General features: G+C 44.3%; 19 protein-coding genes. 16 read left to right on the top strand and 3 right to left on the bottom strand.

Annotated elements, in window-relative coordinates:
* The first annotated feature begins 148 nt into the window (after window positions 1–148).
* The 11 genes from ACFPTP_RS03395 (at window position 149) to nadX (ending at window position 10,039) form a co-directional block, all read left to right on the top strand.
* Entirely contained in the window at window positions 149–571 is a 423-nt protein-coding gene (locus tag ACFPTP_RS03395) for a DUF1801 domain-containing protein (RefSeq protein ID WP_381442231.1), read from the top strand.
* Between the two features lie 111 nt (window positions 572–682).
* Window positions 683–2,578: a PrkA family serine protein kinase gene (locus ACFPTP_RS03390; RefSeq protein ID WP_381442230.1), complete on the top strand. Its 1,896-nt coding sequence runs from the start codon at window positions 683–685 to the stop codon at window positions 2,576–2,578.
* A 78-nt stretch (window positions 2,579–2,656) separates the two neighbouring features.
* Window positions 2,657–3,820 carry a sporulation protein YhbH gene (yhbH, locus tag ACFPTP_RS03385; protein ID WP_381442229.1) on the top strand — a complete coding sequence of 388 codons (1,164 nt, stop codon included), beginning with the start codon at window positions 2,657–2,659 and terminating at the stop codon, window positions 3,818–3,820.
* Window positions 3,817–5,220, top strand: a complete 1,404-nt coding sequence (locus ACFPTP_RS03380) for a SpoVR family protein (RefSeq protein ID WP_381442227.1) — start codon at window positions 3,817–3,819, stop codon at window positions 5,218–5,220. Before yhbH ends, ACFPTP_RS03380 begins: the two co-directional genes overlap by 4 nt.
* 189 nt (window positions 5,221–5,409) lie before the next feature.
* Complete coding sequence (locus ACFPTP_RS03375; protein ID WP_381442226.1) at window positions 5,410–5,916, top strand: GNAT family N-acetyltransferase; 507 nt, start codon at window positions 5,410–5,412, stop codon at window positions 5,914–5,916.
* A gap of 33 nt (window positions 5,917–5,949) precedes the next feature.
* Entirely contained in the window at window positions 5,950–6,858 is a 909-nt protein-coding gene (locus ACFPTP_RS03370; RefSeq protein WP_381442224.1) for an aminoglycoside phosphotransferase family protein, read from the top strand.
* Window positions 6,859–6,930: 72 nt separating this feature from the next.
* The gene (locus ACFPTP_RS03365) at window positions 6,931–7,149 is read left to right on the top strand and encodes a spore coat associated protein CotJA (protein ID WP_381442222.1); all 219 of its coding nucleotides are present in this window, start codon (window positions 6,931–6,933) and stop codon (window positions 7,147–7,149) included.
* Window positions 7,146–7,412, top strand: a complete 267-nt coding sequence (locus ACFPTP_RS03360) for a spore coat protein CotJB (protein WP_381442220.1) — start codon at window positions 7,146–7,148, stop codon at window positions 7,410–7,412. The genes ACFPTP_RS03365 and ACFPTP_RS03360 overlap by 4 nt, the downstream gene beginning before the upstream one ends.
* Before the next feature lie 14 nt (window positions 7,413–7,426).
* Window positions 7,427–7,996 carry a manganese catalase family protein gene (locus tag ACFPTP_RS03355; RefSeq protein ID WP_381442218.1) on the top strand — a complete coding sequence of 190 codons (570 nt, stop codon included), beginning with the start codon at window positions 7,427–7,429 and terminating at the stop codon, window positions 7,994–7,996.
* A 137-nt stretch (window positions 7,997–8,133) separates the two neighbouring features.
* The gene (locus ACFPTP_RS03350; protein WP_381442216.1) at window positions 8,134–9,147 is read left to right on the top strand and encodes a GTPase; all 1,014 of its coding nucleotides are present in this window, start codon (window positions 8,134–8,136) and stop codon (window positions 9,145–9,147) included.
* Window positions 9,148–9,238: 91 nt separating this feature from the next.
* Window positions 9,239–10,039: an aspartate dehydrogenase gene (nadX, locus tag ACFPTP_RS03345; RefSeq protein WP_381442344.1), complete on the top strand. Its 801-nt coding sequence runs from the start codon at window positions 9,239–9,241 to the stop codon at window positions 10,037–10,039.
* A 7-nt stretch (window positions 10,040–10,046) separates the two neighbouring features.
* Here nadX and ACFPTP_RS03340 read toward each other — a convergent pair whose 3' ends face one another.
* Complete coding sequence (locus ACFPTP_RS03340) at window positions 10,047–10,856, bottom strand: DUF2935 domain-containing protein (RefSeq protein ID WP_381442214.1); 810 nt, start codon at window positions 10,854–10,856, stop codon at window positions 10,047–10,049.
* Between the two features lie 166 nt (window positions 10,857–11,022).
* On the opposite strand from ACFPTP_RS03340, the gene ACFPTP_RS03335 reads away from it, so the two are divergent.
* Window positions 11,023–11,934, top strand: a complete 912-nt coding sequence (locus tag ACFPTP_RS03335) for a methyl-accepting chemotaxis protein (RefSeq protein ID WP_381442212.1) — start codon at window positions 11,023–11,025, stop codon at window positions 11,932–11,934.
* Window positions 11,935–12,168: 234 nt separating this feature from the next.
* Here ACFPTP_RS03335 and ypfJ read toward each other — a convergent pair whose 3' ends face one another.
* Together ypfJ and ACFPTP_RS03325 are read right to left on the bottom strand one after the other, a co-directional pair.
* Entirely contained in the window at window positions 12,169–13,005 is an 837-nt protein-coding gene (gene ypfJ, locus ACFPTP_RS03330; protein WP_381442209.1) for a KPN_02809 family neutral zinc metallopeptidase, read from the bottom strand.
* Window positions 13,006–13,132: 127 nt separating this feature from the next.
* Entirely contained in the window at window positions 13,133–13,555 is a 423-nt protein-coding gene (locus ACFPTP_RS03325; RefSeq protein WP_381442206.1) for a YusW family protein, read from the bottom strand.
* 256 nt (window positions 13,556–13,811) lie between these two features.
* Between ACFPTP_RS03325 and cyoE the strand changes: the two genes are divergently transcribed.
* From cyoE to ACFPTP_RS03305, 4 genes are all read left to right on the top strand, one after another.
* Window positions 13,812–14,744 (top strand): heme o synthase, encoded by a 933-nt coding sequence (cyoE, locus tag ACFPTP_RS03320; protein WP_381442204.1) that lies wholly within the window; start codon window positions 13,812–13,814, stop codon window positions 14,742–14,744.
* Window positions 14,745–14,925: 181 nt separating this feature from the next.
* Complete coding sequence (locus ACFPTP_RS03315; RefSeq protein ID WP_381442201.1) at window positions 14,926–15,723, top strand: basic amino acid ABC transporter substrate-binding protein; 798 nt, start codon at window positions 14,926–14,928, stop codon at window positions 15,721–15,723.
* Between the two features lie 44 nt (window positions 15,724–15,767).
* Window positions 15,768–16,502, top strand: a complete 735-nt coding sequence (locus ACFPTP_RS03310) for an amino acid ABC transporter permease (RefSeq protein ID WP_381442199.1) — start codon at window positions 15,768–15,770, stop codon at window positions 16,500–16,502.
* The gene (locus ACFPTP_RS03305) at window positions 16,499–17,221 is read left to right on the top strand and encodes an amino acid ABC transporter ATP-binding protein (protein ID WP_381442197.1); all 723 of its coding nucleotides are present in this window, start codon (window positions 16,499–16,501) and stop codon (window positions 17,219–17,221) included. Before ACFPTP_RS03310 ends, ACFPTP_RS03305 begins: the two co-directional genes overlap by 4 nt.
* Window positions 17,222–17,313 lie beyond the last annotated feature (92 nt).

Below are 17,313 nucleotides of genomic sequence, written 5' to 3'. Positions count from 1 at the left end.
CAAGATAAATTATTTCCGTTTTGCCCTCCGTTCAAACACCCCCTATAGTAGTAGGTAAATGAAGGAGTGCCTATGCTTTTAACGTTAGTCTATGTGAGGTACAATATCAAGTAATTGGACCATTCAGACTTTTAGGAGGGGGATAAAAATGTACGAACAAAAGACAAAGGAAACGGATGCAAGTGTCATTGAATTCATCGAAGCGGTGGATAGTCCGAAAAAGCGGGAAGATGCATATCGATTACTGGACATCTTTACGGAGACATCCGGCTATGAAGCGAAAATGTGGGGGCCGAGCATCATCGGCTTCGGATCGTATCATTATGTGTATAAAACGGGACATGAAGGGGACGCCCCATTAGTCGGCTTTTCGCCCCGCAAAGCGAAGACGAGCCTCTACTTCGCTCCGGGAGATCACGAACGGGAAGCGCTTCTAGCGAAATTCGGAAAGCATACATCAGGAAAAGCGTGCGTGTATATTAACAAAGTGGAAGACATTGATATCGAAGTCTTGCAACAGCTCATCAAACAATCGATTCACTTCCTTCGAAAAACATATCCGGAAAATTGATTCAAGCGGCAAAACGAATAGTTTCGTTTTGCCGCTTGTTTTGTATGCCTCATTTTACCGAGCCTACTCGCATACAATGATTGAAACCAGGCCCTGAATGGAGGGAAACGAATGGATATTTTACGGAAGTTGGAACATTTCCGTGAAGAGGAAAGCAAGCTGAAGTGGGAAGGGACCTTTGCCGAGTACCTTGATATTCTAAGGGAACGTAAAGAAGTTGCGCAAACGGCACATTCGAGAGTGTATGAAATGATTAAAAGCCATGGAGAAAAGAAGGAAAACGGTTATACAAAATTCCGCTTTTTTGAAAATGAAATCTTTGGTCTCGAGGATACAATCGAGCGGCTTGTGAACGAGTATTTTCATCCTGCAGCGAAACGGTTGGATGTAAGAAAGAGGATTTTATTGCTAATGGGTCCCGTCAGTGGTGGGAAATCGACCATTGTGACCTTGTTGAAACGTGGATTGGAACAATATTCAAAGACGGATGATGGTGCGGTCTTTGCGATTAAAGGATGCCCGATGCATGAAGATCCATTGCATTTGATCCCGGAATATTTACGCGATGATTTCTATGAAGAATTCGGCATTCGCATTGAAGGAAGTTTATCCCCATTGAATACGATGCGTCTTGAAAAAGAATATGACGGCCGGATTGAGGATGTGCTCATCGAAAGGATCTTCTTTTCGGAAGACAAGCGGGTCGGTATCGGAACATTCACACCATCTGACCCGAAATCACAAGATATTGCAGATTTGACAGGAAGCATCGACTTTTCGACAATTGCCGAATACGGCTCGGAATCGGATCCACGCGCATACCGTTTCGACGGTGAGTTGAACAAGGCAAATCGGGGATTGATGGAATTTCAGGAGATGCTGAAGCTTGATGAAAAATTCCTTTGGCATCTTTTATCGCTGACGCAAGAAGGAAATTTCAAGGCAGGCAGATTTGCATTGATCAGCGCGGATGAACTGATTGTCGCCCATACGAATGAAACAGAATATCGTGCATTCATTTCCAATAAAAAGAACGAGGCGCTCCATTCCAGAATCATCGTCATGCCGATTCCTTACAATTTGAAAGTGAGCCAGGAAGAGAAAATCTATGAAAAAATGATACGCGAAAGTGATATGGCGCATGTGCATATCGCTCCGCATGCCCTAAGAGTCGCCGCCATCTTCTCCGTGCTGACGCGTTTGAAAATATCGAAGAAACAAGGAATCGATATTGTGAAGAAAATGCGGCTGTATGACGGGGAGAATGTGGAAGGCTTCAATACCGCCGATTTGGAAGAATTGAAAAAGGAATTCCCGAATGAAGGAATGGACGGCATCGATCCGCGATATGTCATTAACCGCATCTCGTCAGCCATCATTCGAAAAGAAGTGGATGCCATTAATGCGCTCGATGTACTCCGGTCCTTGAAAGAAGGACTGGATCAGCACGCTTCCATTTCAAAGGATGACAGAGAGGAATATTTGAATTATATATCCATCGCGCGCAAGGAATTCGATGAAATTGCGAAGAAGGAAGTGCAGAAGGCATTTGTCTATTCGTATGAAGAATCAGCCCGTACATTAATGGATAATTACTTGGATAATGTCGAAGCATTTTGCAATAAACATAAAATGAAAGATCCGCTAACTGGCGAGGAGATGAATCCCGACGAAAAGCTCATGCGCTCCATTGAAGAGCAGATCGGAATATCTGAAAATGCGAAAAGGGCGTTCCGTGAAGAAATCCTCATCCGTATTTCTGCATACGCAAGAAAAGGCAAGCGGTTTGATTATAAATCCCATGAGCGGCTGCGCGAGGCGATCCAGAAGAAATTATTCGCTGATTTGAAGGATGTTGTTAAAATCACAACGTCATCGGCAATGCCTGACGAAACACATTTGAAGAAAATCAATGAGGTTGTCGCAAGGCTCATTGATGAATATGGCTATAATTCAATTTCAGCTAATGAATTATTACGGTACGTCGGCAGTCTTTTGAATCGATAAGCAAACCCACCCATATCAATATCCTGCCAGTCGTTGCATATAATAAAAAAATGAGTGGACTGGAGTAGGTGAATAGAAATGCATGAAGAGCAGAGCGAATCATTTGTCGTCTCCCAGGAAAACTGGTCGCTTCACCGAAAAGGATATCAGGATCAGAAACGCCATTTGGATAAAGTGAAGAAAGCAATCCACAATAATCTGCCTGAGCTGATCAGTGAAGAAAGCATCGTCATGTCAGATGGCAAGGACGTAATAAAAATTCCAATACGATCTTTGGATGAATACAAAATAAGATATAACCACAACAAATCGAAGCATGTCGGCCAAGGCAGCGGGGATAGTCAAGTGGGGGACATTGTCGCGAGTGACGGAAGTCAAAGTCCGGGTCCGGGCAAAGGAAAACAGGCAGGCGATCAGCCGGGCCAGGATTATTATGAAGCGGAAGTGTCAATTTCAGAAATCGAGGAGACGCTATTCAAAGAGCTTGAATTACCGAATCTCGAAAAGCGGGAACAGGCGGAAATTACGGAAGAGGATATCACATTCAATGATATCCGGAAGAAAGGGCTCATCGGCAATATTGATAAAAAGCGGACGATCATCGCAGCATTCAAACGGAATGCAATGGAAGGCCATGCCGACATCATGCCGATCCATAATGATGATTTACGTTTCAAAACGTGGGATGAAATCGTCAAACCGCAATCAAAAGCGGTTGTGCTCATGATGATGGATACGAGTGCTTCGATGGGCACTTTTGAAAAATACATGGCAAGAAGCTTCTATTTCTGGATGGCGAAGTTTTTGCGGACGAAATATGAAAAAGTGGATATCGAATTCATTGCCCATCATACGATCGCGAAAGTCGTATCGGAAGTCGACTTTTTCTCGAAAGGGGAGAGCGGCGGGACGATTTGCTCGACCGCCTATGAAAAAGCGCTCGATCTCATTTCACAGAAATACAATCCATCCCGCTATAATATTTATCCTTTCCACTTTTCGGATGGGGAAAATATGTCCTCGGATAATGGAAAATGCATGTCGTTAGTGGAAGAGCTTATGGAAGTATCTAATATGTTCGGATACGGGGAAGTGAATGCGCATAGCCGCTATTCGACACTGATGAATACGTATAAAAAAATCGAAGACCCGAAATTCCGTCATTATGTACTGAAGGAAAACAAGGATGTGTACTATGCATTGAAGAAGTTTTTCCATAAACGCCTGGAGGGATCCGTATGACGGAACATAAGGCGCTGCAATATGCTGTGGAGGAAATAACGGAGATTGCGAAAGGGTTCGGCTTGGATTTTTATCCGATGCGCTATGAAATATGTCCCGCCGATATCATTTATACATTCGGCGCTTATGGAATGCCTACACGGTTTTCACATTGGAGCTTCGGCAAGCAGTTCCATAAAATGAAGCTGCAATATGATTTAGGGCTCAGTCAAATTTACGAACTCGTCATCAATTCCAATCCTTGTTACGCATTTTTGCTGGAAAGCAATACGTTGATTCAGAACAAGCTGATCATCGCGCATGTTCTGGCGCATTGTGACTTCTTCAAAAACAATTCCCGTTTCGCAAATACGAGACGGGATATGGTCGAAAGCATGACGGCAACTGCCGAGCGGATTGCCGATTATGAAATGCTTTATGGAAATGATGAGGTCGAACGCTTTTTGGACGCGGTGCTTGCCATCCAAGAGCACGTCGACCCGTCCCTTGTCAGATGGCGCCACGGGAATGAAGAAGTCGACGTTGAGAATGAAGTGCCGATTGTCAGGAAAACAGCATACGATGATCTGTGGGAAATGGATCATAAAAGGTTGAAACCTCCAGAGGAAACGAAACGGAGAAAGACACCCCCTGTCCCTGAAAAGGATCTGCTGCTTTTCATCTTGGAAAACAGCAGGGAACTGGATGAATGGCAACGGGACATCTTAACGATGATCCGCGAAGAAATGCTCTACTTCTGGCCGCAAATGGAAACGAAGATCATGAATGAAGGATGGGCGACTTACTGGCATCAGCGGATTATAAGGGAAATGGATTTGACGACTGACGAAACAATCGAGTTTGCAAAGCTGAACGCCAACGTCATCCAGCCTTCCAGAACGTCCATCAACCCATATTATTTAGGCCTGAAAATCTTCGAGGATATCGAACGGCGATACGATCATCCGACGGGGGAGATGATCGAATTAGGGGTGAATCCCGGATCCGGCCGCGAGAAAATGTTTGAAGTGAGGGAGATGGACTCAGATATTTCTTTCATCCGCAACTACTTGACGAAAGACCTCGTTCAAAAAGAAGATTTATATGTATTTGAGAAAAAAGGAAGCCATTATAAAATTTCGGATAAGGAATATCGGAACGTGCAGAACCGCCTCATCGCGCAGCGGGTGAACGGGGGCTTCCCTTATATTGTCGTACACGACGGCGATTACGTCCGCAACGGAGAATTGTATTTGGTCCATAAATACGAAGAAACCGAGCTGGATGTCCCTTATTTGGAGAACGTCCTTCCTTATATCCACCAGTTATGGGGCCGCATCGTGCATTTAGAGACATATGTCGATAATAAACAAGTTGTGTTTTCATATGATGGGAAGAAAGTTCATAGGAGATTTGCATAGGGAGTGGAAGCCGCCGCATATGTGGCGGTTTTTTGGTGTGTCGAGTTGGGTCCTTAGTCACGAAATGACCGATAAACCCTGGGAAATGATCGATAAATCTTTCTGACTCCAAATTCGAAAGACTATTTATAAAACCAATTCTATTATTTCTATATTTACTGTAAACTGAAGGGAAAAGGGGTGAAATAAGTGAGATTCAGAGAGGCCGTACTAGGCGATGAAGAAGGAATCGCACGTGTACATGTCGATAGCTGGAGGACAACGTATAAGGGAATCGTTTCCGATTCCGTTCTGCAAAATCTATCATATGAACAGCGTGCCGAAAATTGGCGAAGAGGAATTGGGAGCAACGCCTTATATGTTGCTGAAGACGAAAGCGGTAGCATTGTCGGCTTTGCAACAGGGGGCAAAGAACGGTCCAGCAACTATGAGGCGGATGGGGAATTATATGCAATTTATTTATTGCAAGAAGTACAAGGTCAGGGAATCGGCAAGAAACTGACGCAATTAATTGCACAAAACCTGAAGAAACAAGGATTCACCTCCATGCTTGTCTGGGTACTCGAACAAAATCCATCGAAGAAATTCTATGAATCGCTTGGCGGACTACCTATTGATGAGACGATGATTGACATTGGGGGAGAGGATTTCAAGGAGATTGCTTATTACTGGGACAACATTGAAGCATTATCATAAAAATTATTTATAAATGAAGGAAGATGATCCAGTATGAACGTACCAACTTCATTCCAAGACAAAATAATAAACTGTTTCGGCGAAGCGGGTGAGAAATGGCTAGAGACATTGAAAGATAATCTGACCGGCATTGCAGAAAGCTGGGGGCTGACACTGGAAAGCCCAGTGACGAATCTTTCCTATAACTATGTCATCCATGTAACCGATCAAAACAACAATCCTTACATATTGAAAATGGGCTTGCCGGGATTCGATTTCAGCAACGAAATCCGGACATTGCGGCTCTACAATGGGCAAGGATGTGCAAGATTAGTGAGAGCTGACGAGGAGCGGGGGGCCATGCTGCTCGAAAAACTTCAACCCGGGATGATGCTTTGCACAGAAACAGATGAGGAGATTGTCATACAAACCTTTTGTCACGTATGGAAACAGATCCGTCGACCATTGCCGGAAGACGGTGACTTTCCAACTGTCCTTCACTGGGCAAGCGCCTTCACGAAATACCAAAGCAATTACCCTGAAAACGACGGACCGATTCCAAATGAATGGGTTGCGATGGCGGCAGATTATCTACATGAAATTCAACAGACCACAAAGGAAATCGGGCTGCTACACGGCGATTTGCATCATGAAAACATCTTATTTTCAAACGAGAGAGGTTGGCTTGCGATTGATCCGAAAGGCGTTGGCGGAGATCCATACTTTGACGTCGTTTCGTTCATGATCAATCACCTGTTCACAAAACCGGATCCGGAAGCTTTATTGAAGTTGCGCGTCGAATTGATTTGCGAACTTTTGCAATTCGATCGCGAAAGGTTCCTGAAAGCTGCAGTTGCCATGTCCACTTTGTATGCTTGCTGGTCTGTGGAAGACAAGGATCCGGATTTGGATAAAACCTTTCAATGCGCGAAATGGTTCAATGATCTATTAGAAGAGAAATAAAGCTTGTCATCTAGTAGACGAATGAATCATTTCGCATCCTCCCGCATAACATAGCGTGAGGAGTGATGAGATTTGGAACGACCGTCATATCGGGGAACCTTCGAACCTTGGATTTCCCCACTTGACCCGTGTCCGCCCATTAGGGTGAAGACGTTTGTATTGCCACCTCAACTTTTCATGGATTTTCAACCGCCGGGACTTGAGCAGTTCACAACAGAGCAGGCACTCCGCCATGGAACACTTTGGCCGCTATTAGCCGATGGATTCTCTCGTGAGGAGGGTATTTCGTGAATGCATTCGAAGAAGAACGTCAAATGATGAAGCGCATGCAGGAAGCCGATTTTGTCGTCGTCGAATTGACATTATACACGAATACACATCCTGACGATAAAGAAGCATTGGACCAATGGAGGGAAGCCATCAAGGAGGCTGCCCGTATTCGAAGACAATTTGAAAACAGATACGGACCCATTTCACTGAATTCCATTCCTTCTGAACAGGCAATCGAAGCAGGCTGGCGCTGGAATCAACCACCGTGGCCGTGGCAACGGTGAGAGGGGGAGACTGAATGTGGGTCTATGAAAAAAAGCTTCTATATCCAGTGGAAGTGACTACGTGCAATCCGAAATTGGCAAGGTACATCATGGAGCAATACGGGGGAGCGGACGGAGAGCTCGCTGCCGCTCTGCGCTATATGAACCAGCGGTATACTGTTCCTGACAAAGTGATCGGCGTGTTGAATGACATTGCAACTGAAGAATTCTCTCACCTGGAAATGCTCGCAACAATGATCTATAAACTGACGAAAGACGCCTCACCGCAGCAATTGGAAGAAGCCGGGTTAGCAGCGCATTTCGTGAACCATGGCCATGCGCTCTTCTATGAAAATGCAGGCGGGGTACCTTTCACATCGACATATATCCAAGCAAAAGGCGATCCGATTGCGGACCTTTATGAAGATATCGCAGCAGAAGAGAAAGCGCGGGCGACCTATCAATGGCTCATTGACCTTTCAGATGACCCGGGGTTAACCGATGCACTGAGATTCCTTCGTGAGCGGGAAAATATCCACTCGTTACGTTTCCGGGAATCCGTTGAGATTCTAAAAGAAGAAAGAGATCGTAAGAAGATATTTTAAGAACGTTGCCTGTATCTCCATGGGGATGCAGGTTTTTTTGCATGCAATGAAAACAGTTAGGGTATTGCATAAGAAACTGAATCCTAAAGCAATACTAACCGTATGAATAGGTAGAACAGTAAAGGAAGGTGATCCAGATGAGTCGACAATGGATGTCAGACGAGGAGTTTGACAAGATTTTCGAAGAAAAATCCGCGGAAATCAATGAACAATTGGAAAGCGAAATCCTGATCGCCATGATCGGTGATGTGAATGCCGGCAAATCTTCAACGATCAATCGTCTAATGGGGGACGAAGTGGCGCAGGTCGGGGCAAAACCTGGTGAAACGCAGGAAATCAAAAGATTTTCATATAAAGATAAAATCATCTTCGTCGATACCCCTGGACTGGACGATATTTATAGCGAACACTCAGAGGAAACGATGAAATTCTATAAGCAAGCAGATCTGATTTTATTCTTCTTAAATGCGGCAGGAACGGTATTATCGGAAACGGAGCTCAAATCATTAAAGAGAATCGCGAAGGTGAATAAAGACCTCATTCTTGTTTTAAATAAAATCGACGCCGCAGATGACATACCGAGTCTCGTGAAATACGTGCAGGACCATACGGGGTATGAATATCCGGTAACCCCGATTTCATCGCGGACCGGTGAGAATATCGGGATGCTGCAAAAAGAGGTTCTTACATTATTAGAAACCAAAAAAAAAGATATTTTAATGGCGGCAAACATGGCAGATAAAGCTGCCATCGCCAATCGGTGGATTCTCGCAGCAGGAGCATCCGCAGCCACAATCGGGGCCGTCCCGATTCCGGGATCCGACTTCGTTCCATTGACTGCGTTGCAGGTCAGTCTCATGCTCAAACTTTCAACGTTGTATGGGAAACCGATCTCAAAGGACAGCGCTAAGGAATTGATCATCGCTACGATAGTCGGAAATATTGGGAAGACGGTTTTCCGGCAAATTGTGAAGCTTGTCCCCGGAGCGGGCATGGTCGCGGGGGCTAGTGTCGCAGGCGGAATGACGATTGCATTAGGACATGCCGTCAAATATGCACATGAAAATGATATAGAACTGACCCCGAAATCGTTAAAACCGATCTATCTGATGTTCTTGAAAAAGGCGAATAAAAAAGAAAAGGAAAAATAATTTCCAAGGAACGATAGATCAGCTCTAGCGCAATGGCCCCTTGGCCCAAGCCAAGGGGTTTTCCTGTATACTGGTTTAAAATACAAAAGGACTGATTCCAATTAAAATAGGTATAATCGGAAAAGGAAATCTTGGTACATATCTTCTTCAAAAAATAAACAAAGAACAACTTCTACCCAATACTAAAATCACCGCAATTTTAGATGAGCGAGAGAAAGCTAAAGTTGAATTGCCTGCATTCGCTGCTGGATACGAATGTGCAGCATTCCATGACATCGATTCATTCTTACAATCAGACATAGACATCGTAGTAGAATGTTCGAATATCGAAGCGGCTCAAGAATATTCGCTTGAAGTTATCGAAAAGAAGGATCTGATGTTAATCAGCATCGGGGCATTCGCCGGTTCGACCTTTGGAAAACTGATAGAGCAGGCGGCTAAAACTAGTGGAAACCGTGTCTACTTGCCGTCAGGTGCGATTGGCGGATTGGATGTCCTGAAGGCAGCCAAGTTTTCAGGCGGTATCGAATCTGTCACATTAACGACTCGAAAACCCGCTCATTCTCTGACCTCAGAGGGAATTCCTGCGGAACAAACGCTGTTTGACGGCCCAGCCCGTGACGCGATTGTACAATTCCCTAAAAACGCGAATGTCGCAATCGTGTTATCATTGGCGGGCATTGGTGTCGAAAAGACCCAGGTTCGTATTATTGCAGATCCTGAAGTCACTCGAAACATTCACAGGATTACAGCGAAGGGATCTTTCGGCGAGTTCGATCTGACTATAAAAAACAACCCGTCCCCGGATAATCCAAAGACGAGCCATATAACTGGAGCGAGTATTTTAGCGGCGCTTGCAAATATCAACAGTGCAGTGGTAGTAGGTTCATAGAAGCCTATTATCCCTGCACTCTTTCTTTTGCCGGATTGCAATTCGGGTCGGGAGTTCCTGCCGACTCTGCGAGTTTCATTAAATAGTAGCATTCTTCGCGCGCCATGTGATCGGCCAACAGTGGAGTGAGTGTTCCGAGTGTCTCTTTTTTCAGACCCATTTCCTCGAGTTCTTTCAGAAACGTCTTGAATATTGTCATTTCCAAGTACACATCACTATGGAATTTATCCAAAGCTGGGAACTTCGCTACATTGGCCCGCAAAAATCCGGTCATTTCAACTGCCTTCAAGTAAAATGCTTCCCATTCCTTCGTAAACTTCATGCTTTTCTTTTTCAATTGTTTCTCTACGCGGTCCAAATTTGCGTCAATCGCACCCGCGTGCTCAGCTGCATCAAGCAGCCAAAGGAGGTCATGGTGAAGTGGATGGACGGCTGGCGGTGTTTCACCCTTTTCCAAATAGGAGAATAGCCGGATCGCTTCCTCAACTTCATTGACCATATGGTTGAGGAGGGAAGGGGGCAATGAAATTTTGATGCTGCCGACCAATTGTTCCTTCAAAATGGCAAGCTTAAACTCGCGTATCGCTTCACTTTCCGTTTTAGAAAGACTCACCAACGACAGCAGTTCGTCTTGATCCAAAGTTTGTTTTGACCGATCCAGTAATTTATCGAAACGATCTATGAATGCCGAGGCGGTGTCAATCCAAGCCGTTTGCCCAGGTGCAAGTGAATCGTGCATGAAGCGGCTATGATCTCCCAATATTTGAAGCCAAAAATGCAGTTCATTCAATGCCTCCTGTTGAAATGAATTATCCAAAACATCACCTCCTGATTTTCTACTTACTATTCTATGGACGAATAAATAATTTAGAACACCATGATTCCAAGGTATTCCACTTCATCCTGGACTATGGTTAAATAGTAATAGGTCAGATATTCCGAATAATAGAGAAAAATCAGTGAGGGAAGTTGGAGGGGAGAAAATGGTGAAATACGCGGTTGAACAAGTAACGGACGATCATGTGGTGAAAGCTCTTGAGAAGAATCTTGCCATTATCCGGTATGATTTGGATCATAAAATTGCTTATGTCAACGATATTTTTGCAAATGCAATGGGGTACACGAAAGATGAAATGATCGGCGTCCGGCATGACGATCTTTGTTTCGATGAATATGTGAGGAGTGTCGAGTACGACAAGTTCTGGCGGGAGTTGCTGCGGGGGATAAGCCAGCATGGGAAAATTGAAATGAAGGCTAAGAATGGCGAAAAAGTTTGGCTTGAAGCTACGTATATGCCGGTATTCAGTCATGACGGCAGAAAGGTGATCAGCATTTCCAAAGTGGCCTCGAATATTACGAAACGGCAAACGTCCATCACATCCGTCGTCGAAGAGTTAAGGCAAATGGCGGAAGGGTTGACCGAGCGAGCTGATATCGGAACGGAACGGAGCAAGGAATTGTTAGTGATCATCGAGGATATTGCGGCGATCTCCCATGATAATACGAAAACATTAGGGAACTTGCAGCTGCATGCCGAAAGCATCCAGCATATCGTAAAGACGATCAGGGAAATTGCGGCTCAAACGAATTTACTCGCTTTGAACGCAGCGATTGAAGCTGCAAGGGCAGGGGAGCACGGAAGAGGTTTCGACGTCGTCGCAAAAGAAGTTCGTAAACTATCGGCGAACGTGGAGAAATCGATCGTCGAAGTGCGCGAAGGGGTAGAAGCGATTACGACGGAAATCAAGAACATTTCCCAAGGGACGACGCTGGCCCAGGAAAACGTAGACCGTTGCCAGCAGCGGATTGAAGTGGCGATGGAAGACTTCCTGGCGATTGCTTCGTCCGCGTCTGAGTTGGACAATCAATCGAGGAAAGTATCAAGTATTGTATGAGACATGAAAACAGGTGAGGGAGCAAAATCTCCTTCACCTGTTTCTTCGCGTTTTCATATAAGGGCCCATTCTTCCTGGTTCAGGGTCCATTCATTCAAACAAGGGTCCATTCTTTTCGCCGCAAGGTCCATTCTTTTGTACAAGGACCCATTCTTTTCACTTCAAGGTCCATTCTTTCAAACAAGGGTCCATTCTTTTCATTCCAAGGTCCATTTAACTCGAAGAAATTGCTAATCAAAGATTCCCCGCACTAAATGTATCTCCCTCTTCCAAATTGCCCGCCTCAAATCCTTTATAAAACCATCTCTTCCTCTGTTCTGATGTTCCGTGCGTGAAGCTTTCCGGCACTACATATCCGCGCGCCCTTTTCTGGATTGTATCATCGCCGACTGCACTAGCCGCATTCAACGCTTCTTCCAAATCACCTTTCTCCAGAACGCCCATCCCTTGTGCATGATGCGCCCATACGCCTGCGAGGTAGTCCGCTTGCAATTCCAGTCGTACGGAGTATTTATTGTACTCCTCTTCACTGACGCGGCTCCGAATTTTAGCCATTTCATCGCTAATCCCTAATAGTTTCTGGACGTGATGACCAACTTCATGTGCAATGACGTAGGCCATTGCGAAATCACCGGGCGCCTTGAATTGGGTCTGTAATTCATCATAAAAACTCAGGTCAATATATAATTTCTCATCAGCCGGACAATAAAATGGACCGACTGCTGCACCCGCCATGCCGCATGCCGATTGGACACTTCCGGAATAAAGCACGAGAATCGGTTCACGGTAAACCATTCCCTCTTTTTCGAAGATTTCCGTCCAAACGTCTTCAGTATCCGCCAAAACGACAGAAACAAATTCAGCCAGCTCCTTTTCCTGTTCGGTTTCTACGTATTCCGTGGAAGAAGGGGATGTCGTCAAGTTATTGAGGATGTCTCCCGGATCCCCTCCGAGAAACATGACGAGGAGCAACATGACAATCCCGCCGAGGCCGCCGCCAACGAGCGTTTTTCCTCCCATCCCTCTTCGGTCTTCTACGTTGCTGCTTCCTCTTCTGCCTTTCCATTCCATTTGAATTTCCTCCTTGAAAACATCAATGAATATACGATTGGTTACCAATGCTTTACCCTTTTTCACTGACTTATAGGCAGGCAAAGAAAAAGATACCGAAACTCGTTCGGTATCCGATCGTATTGCGTTATTTGGAAAACATGATTTCCTTGCTGTCATGGCCCTTGAAAGTGATTTCCAACCGGATCATTTTATAATCCTTGATTCCAAACCCCTCTGCGACTTTTTTCACCAATTCGGTTTCTTCGGCTTCCGGGTCAAGATCCATTTTATCGAATGCTTTCGTTATTTTTTCAAGCGCCTTTTTGCCGTGTAACGCGACTTCCTGTTTTTTATTCAAATATTCGGCTTCGGATCTTTCCTTTTTTTCTGCGAAGCTTGCTTCCAGGGCTTTTTTCTCTTCCTTCGTTTCAATTGTCACGTGAAATTTAGTGATGCCATATGTATCGACGACATTGGCCGCTTCTTTTTTGGGAACAATATTTTGGTCGCTGCATCCGCCGACAATAAGCAAACAGCATGCCAAAGTGAAAGAAATCCATTTCTTCATAGTCATCATCTCATCCTTTCGAATCCACTAGTTCTAACATAACCGGCAACCTGACCATATATACGGGTGGGATAGGATGAAACTATTATTGCAACGTCACCATTTCTCATCAGTTTTGAATAAATTGTGTCAAACTTAAAGGGAAACCTATGAATTTCCAAAGAAAAATCGGTAAATCTTTATATAATCATGGATGAAATGATATGATGGAAGGGATGAAACATTGCAGAAATACCTCTGAGGAGCGTATATAGATATGACGAAAGAAATTGAAATTACTTATACTGAAAATGAAACAGTTATAGATGGTGGAAAATCGGGAACTTTGATTGCGGACTTAAAATCGCTTTTTAAAGGGCCTGTTCTGCTTGCCAATGCATTGCCTGTGTTTGTCGGCTTTTGGCTCGCCCTTCATTTCACAGGTGGGTCTTTACTTGCGAACGGAAAGCTGTTTTGGCTGACAATCATCGGAAGCACGATATTGATGGCCGGTGCGCTTGTCCTGAATAACTGGTATGACGTCGATATTGACACAGTTATGGAAAGGACCCAGAAGCGTCCGACCGTTACCGGAAACATTTCCTTGAAGACGGTGTTGGGCATCGGTATATCCATGTCGGCGATAGGAATGATCATGCTGCTTTTCACAACGTTGGAAGCAGCAATCTACGGATTCATCGGCTGGTTCACTTATGTAATCATGTACACGATGTGGACGAAGCGGAAATATACATTGAATACGGTAATCGGAAGCATTTCGGGAGCAGTTACACCGACAATCGGGTGGGCAGCGATTGCGCCAACCTGGCACATCGTTCCGATCATGCTTTTCATTATCCTGTTCATTTGGCAAATGCCGCATACGTTCGCAATTGCGATGAGAAAGTACAATGAATACAAAGCGGCCAATGTAGCGATGCTGCCCGTCGTTCGAGGGTTCAAGATGACGAAGCGTCAAATGTTCGTCTACATTGCATGCCTGCTTCCATTGCCGTTTTACTTAGGATCACTCGGAATGGTATTCATCGTGCTTGCTACGATATTGAATATCGGGTTCTTGGCTGTCTCGATTCGAGGCTTTTTCACAAAAGACGATAATCGATGGGCATATGTGATGTTCATCTACTCGGTCAATTATATTGCGATTTTATTTTTATTAATGGTGGCTGTCACGCTGCCTGTATTCTAATTATGAAACTGCTCCGTTCGTCGTTTGACGATGGAGCAGTTTTTTTATCTACCAATGATTGAAGTTTCACTCTTGGCTCTCAATTGAAAATATTAAGTTGTGAATGAAAGCGTTATCTTGTATAATCAATAAAAGTATCAATCAATTCTGTGAATTAGTAGATACAAAAGGGGGAGTCAAAATGGAGAAATCAGTTAAGCGTTTTCTTTTAGGCATCGCATTGTTGTGCACATCCATTTTTCTGATCGGATGCGGTGCGGGTTCTACAAAAACAAGCAGTTCAGGCGGGGAAGATATTGGCGGAAAACGGAAATTGGTCGTCGGGACAGATGCAACATATGCACCGATGGAGTATATGGATGCAAAAGGCAATATTGTCGGGATTGATATTGAAATTGTAGATGCGATCGCAGAAGCTGCTGGCTTCGAAGTGGAATATAAAAACTATGGGTGGGAGCCGTTATTTCCCGCACTGGATAACGAAGAAATTGACTTTGCTGTCTCATCTATAACAATAGACGAGGAACGTAAGCAATCGTTTGATTTCTCTGATCCTTATTTTGTAGCTAATCAATTAATATTAGTTCAAGAGAGTTCGGATGTAGCCTCTTTCAATGATTTGAAAGATAAAAAGGTTTCCGTTCAAATAAATACTACAGGACATAAAGCAGTAAAAGACCTGCTAGGGAAAACGAGCAAAAATATCGTCGCAGCTGAAACAATGCCACTTGCAATCAGTGAAATGATTAATGGAAATGCCGATGCCGCTGTTGGAGATAATGCCGTCATTCTGGAATACAAAGTGAATAATCCGAAAGTGAAATTGAAAACTGTGGAAGATGATAGCTTTGAAAAAGAATATTATGGATTGATGGTTAAAAAAGGGAACAAGGAGATAGTTGATTTACTGAATGAAGGAATTCAAAAGATCAAGGAAAATGGAAAACTGAAAGAAATCACTGACCAAGACATGGAGTAATTGTTGGCATGTAAAGTACCATACACATCTTGGAGGTGATGATCATGGATTTTTTAGGTTTACGAATTGACATGTTCGAAAATATATGGAGTTACCGGGAGCTTTTCATCCGAGGAATTTGGGTAACACTTGGATTGACAGCGGTAGGATATGTCGGGGGATTCATTTTAGGCTTAATCGTCGGGATGGGCAAACTGTCGAAACGGAAGTGGATTCATATTCCTGCAAAAATGTATGTTGATTTTTTCCGGGGAACTCCATTACTCGTGCAAATCCTATTGATTCATACAGCGTTAATCCCTAGTATGTTTGGGCATTCTCTAGGATTTTTTGTGTCAGGATCACTTGCACTTATGCTGAACAGTGCCGCCTATAACGCAGAAATTATCCGTGCAGGGATTCAATCTCTCGATAAAGGGCAGATGGAAGCAGCCCGTTCACTTGGTATGCCGCATAACACCGCTATGAAATTGATCATTCTTCCGCAGGCATTTAGAAGGATGATACCACCGCTCGGTAATGAATTGATCGCTTTGCTAAAGGATTCCTCTCTAGTCACGGTCATTGCGGCGGGCGATCTGCTCTATGCAGGGAAAGTAGTCGCGGGCGCCTACTCAAGGTTCTGGGAGCCGTACTTAACGGTCGCCATCCTTTATCTACTATTGACATTTATCTGTGGGAAGCTGATCAATTATGTCGAAGACAGGTTCAGTAATAGTTACGTCCCATCCCCAAGAAGGCCATTGAAACGCTCGGTAGTGGGAGGGGGACCACGATGATAAAAATAAGAGATCTGCATAAATCATTCGGACAATTGGAAGTGCTGAGAGGCATTGATTATGACATTAAAGAAAAGGAAGTCATCTGTGTTATTGGTCCGAGTGGATCGGGGAAAAGCACTTTTTTGAGATGCATCAACCTACTTGAAGAAATTACTGCGGGCGAAGTGTTCATAGATGGCGTGAAGATCAATGACCCGAAAACGGATATTAATGATATCCGGCGGGAAGTCGGAATGGTCTTCCAACAATTCAACTTGTTTCCTCATATGCGAGTCATTGATAATATTACGATATCACCAATTAAAATTAGGAAAATGAGTCAGCAAGACGCGGAGGATTTGGCTCACCAACTGCTGAAAAAGGTCGGGCTGTCCGATAAGGCAAACGCCTATCCGGAACAACTATCCGGCGGGCAAATGCAGCGTGTTGCCATTGCAAGGGCGCTTGCAATGAAGCCAAAAGTCATGTTGTTCGACGAACCTACATCTGCATTGGATCCGGAAATGGTGAAGGAAGTGCTGGATGTCATGAAGCAGCTGGCCATGGAAGGGATGACGATGGTCGTCGTCACACATGAGATGGGATTCGCAAAGGAAATGGGAGATCGGGTGCTTTTCCTGGACCAAGGGTTACTAGTCGAGGAAGGGACGCCAGATGAAATCTTTTCGAATCCGAAAAATGAAAGAACGAAAGCATTTTTCAGTAAAGTTCTATAAAGAAATTGAGGGGCTGTCCAGAAAGTAAACTTTCTGCGACAGCTCTTTTTGTTATTTGAAAGGACGACGTCCAAAGCATCCGGTAATAATTT

This window comes from Sporosarcina koreensis (assembly GCF_042655825.1).
GTDB lineage: Bacteria > Bacillota > Bacilli > Bacillales_A > Planococcaceae > Sporosarcina > Sporosarcina koreensis.
The sequence above is the reverse complement of the archived record's forward strand: the minus strand, read 5'-3'. Positions and strand labels throughout refer to the sequence as shown.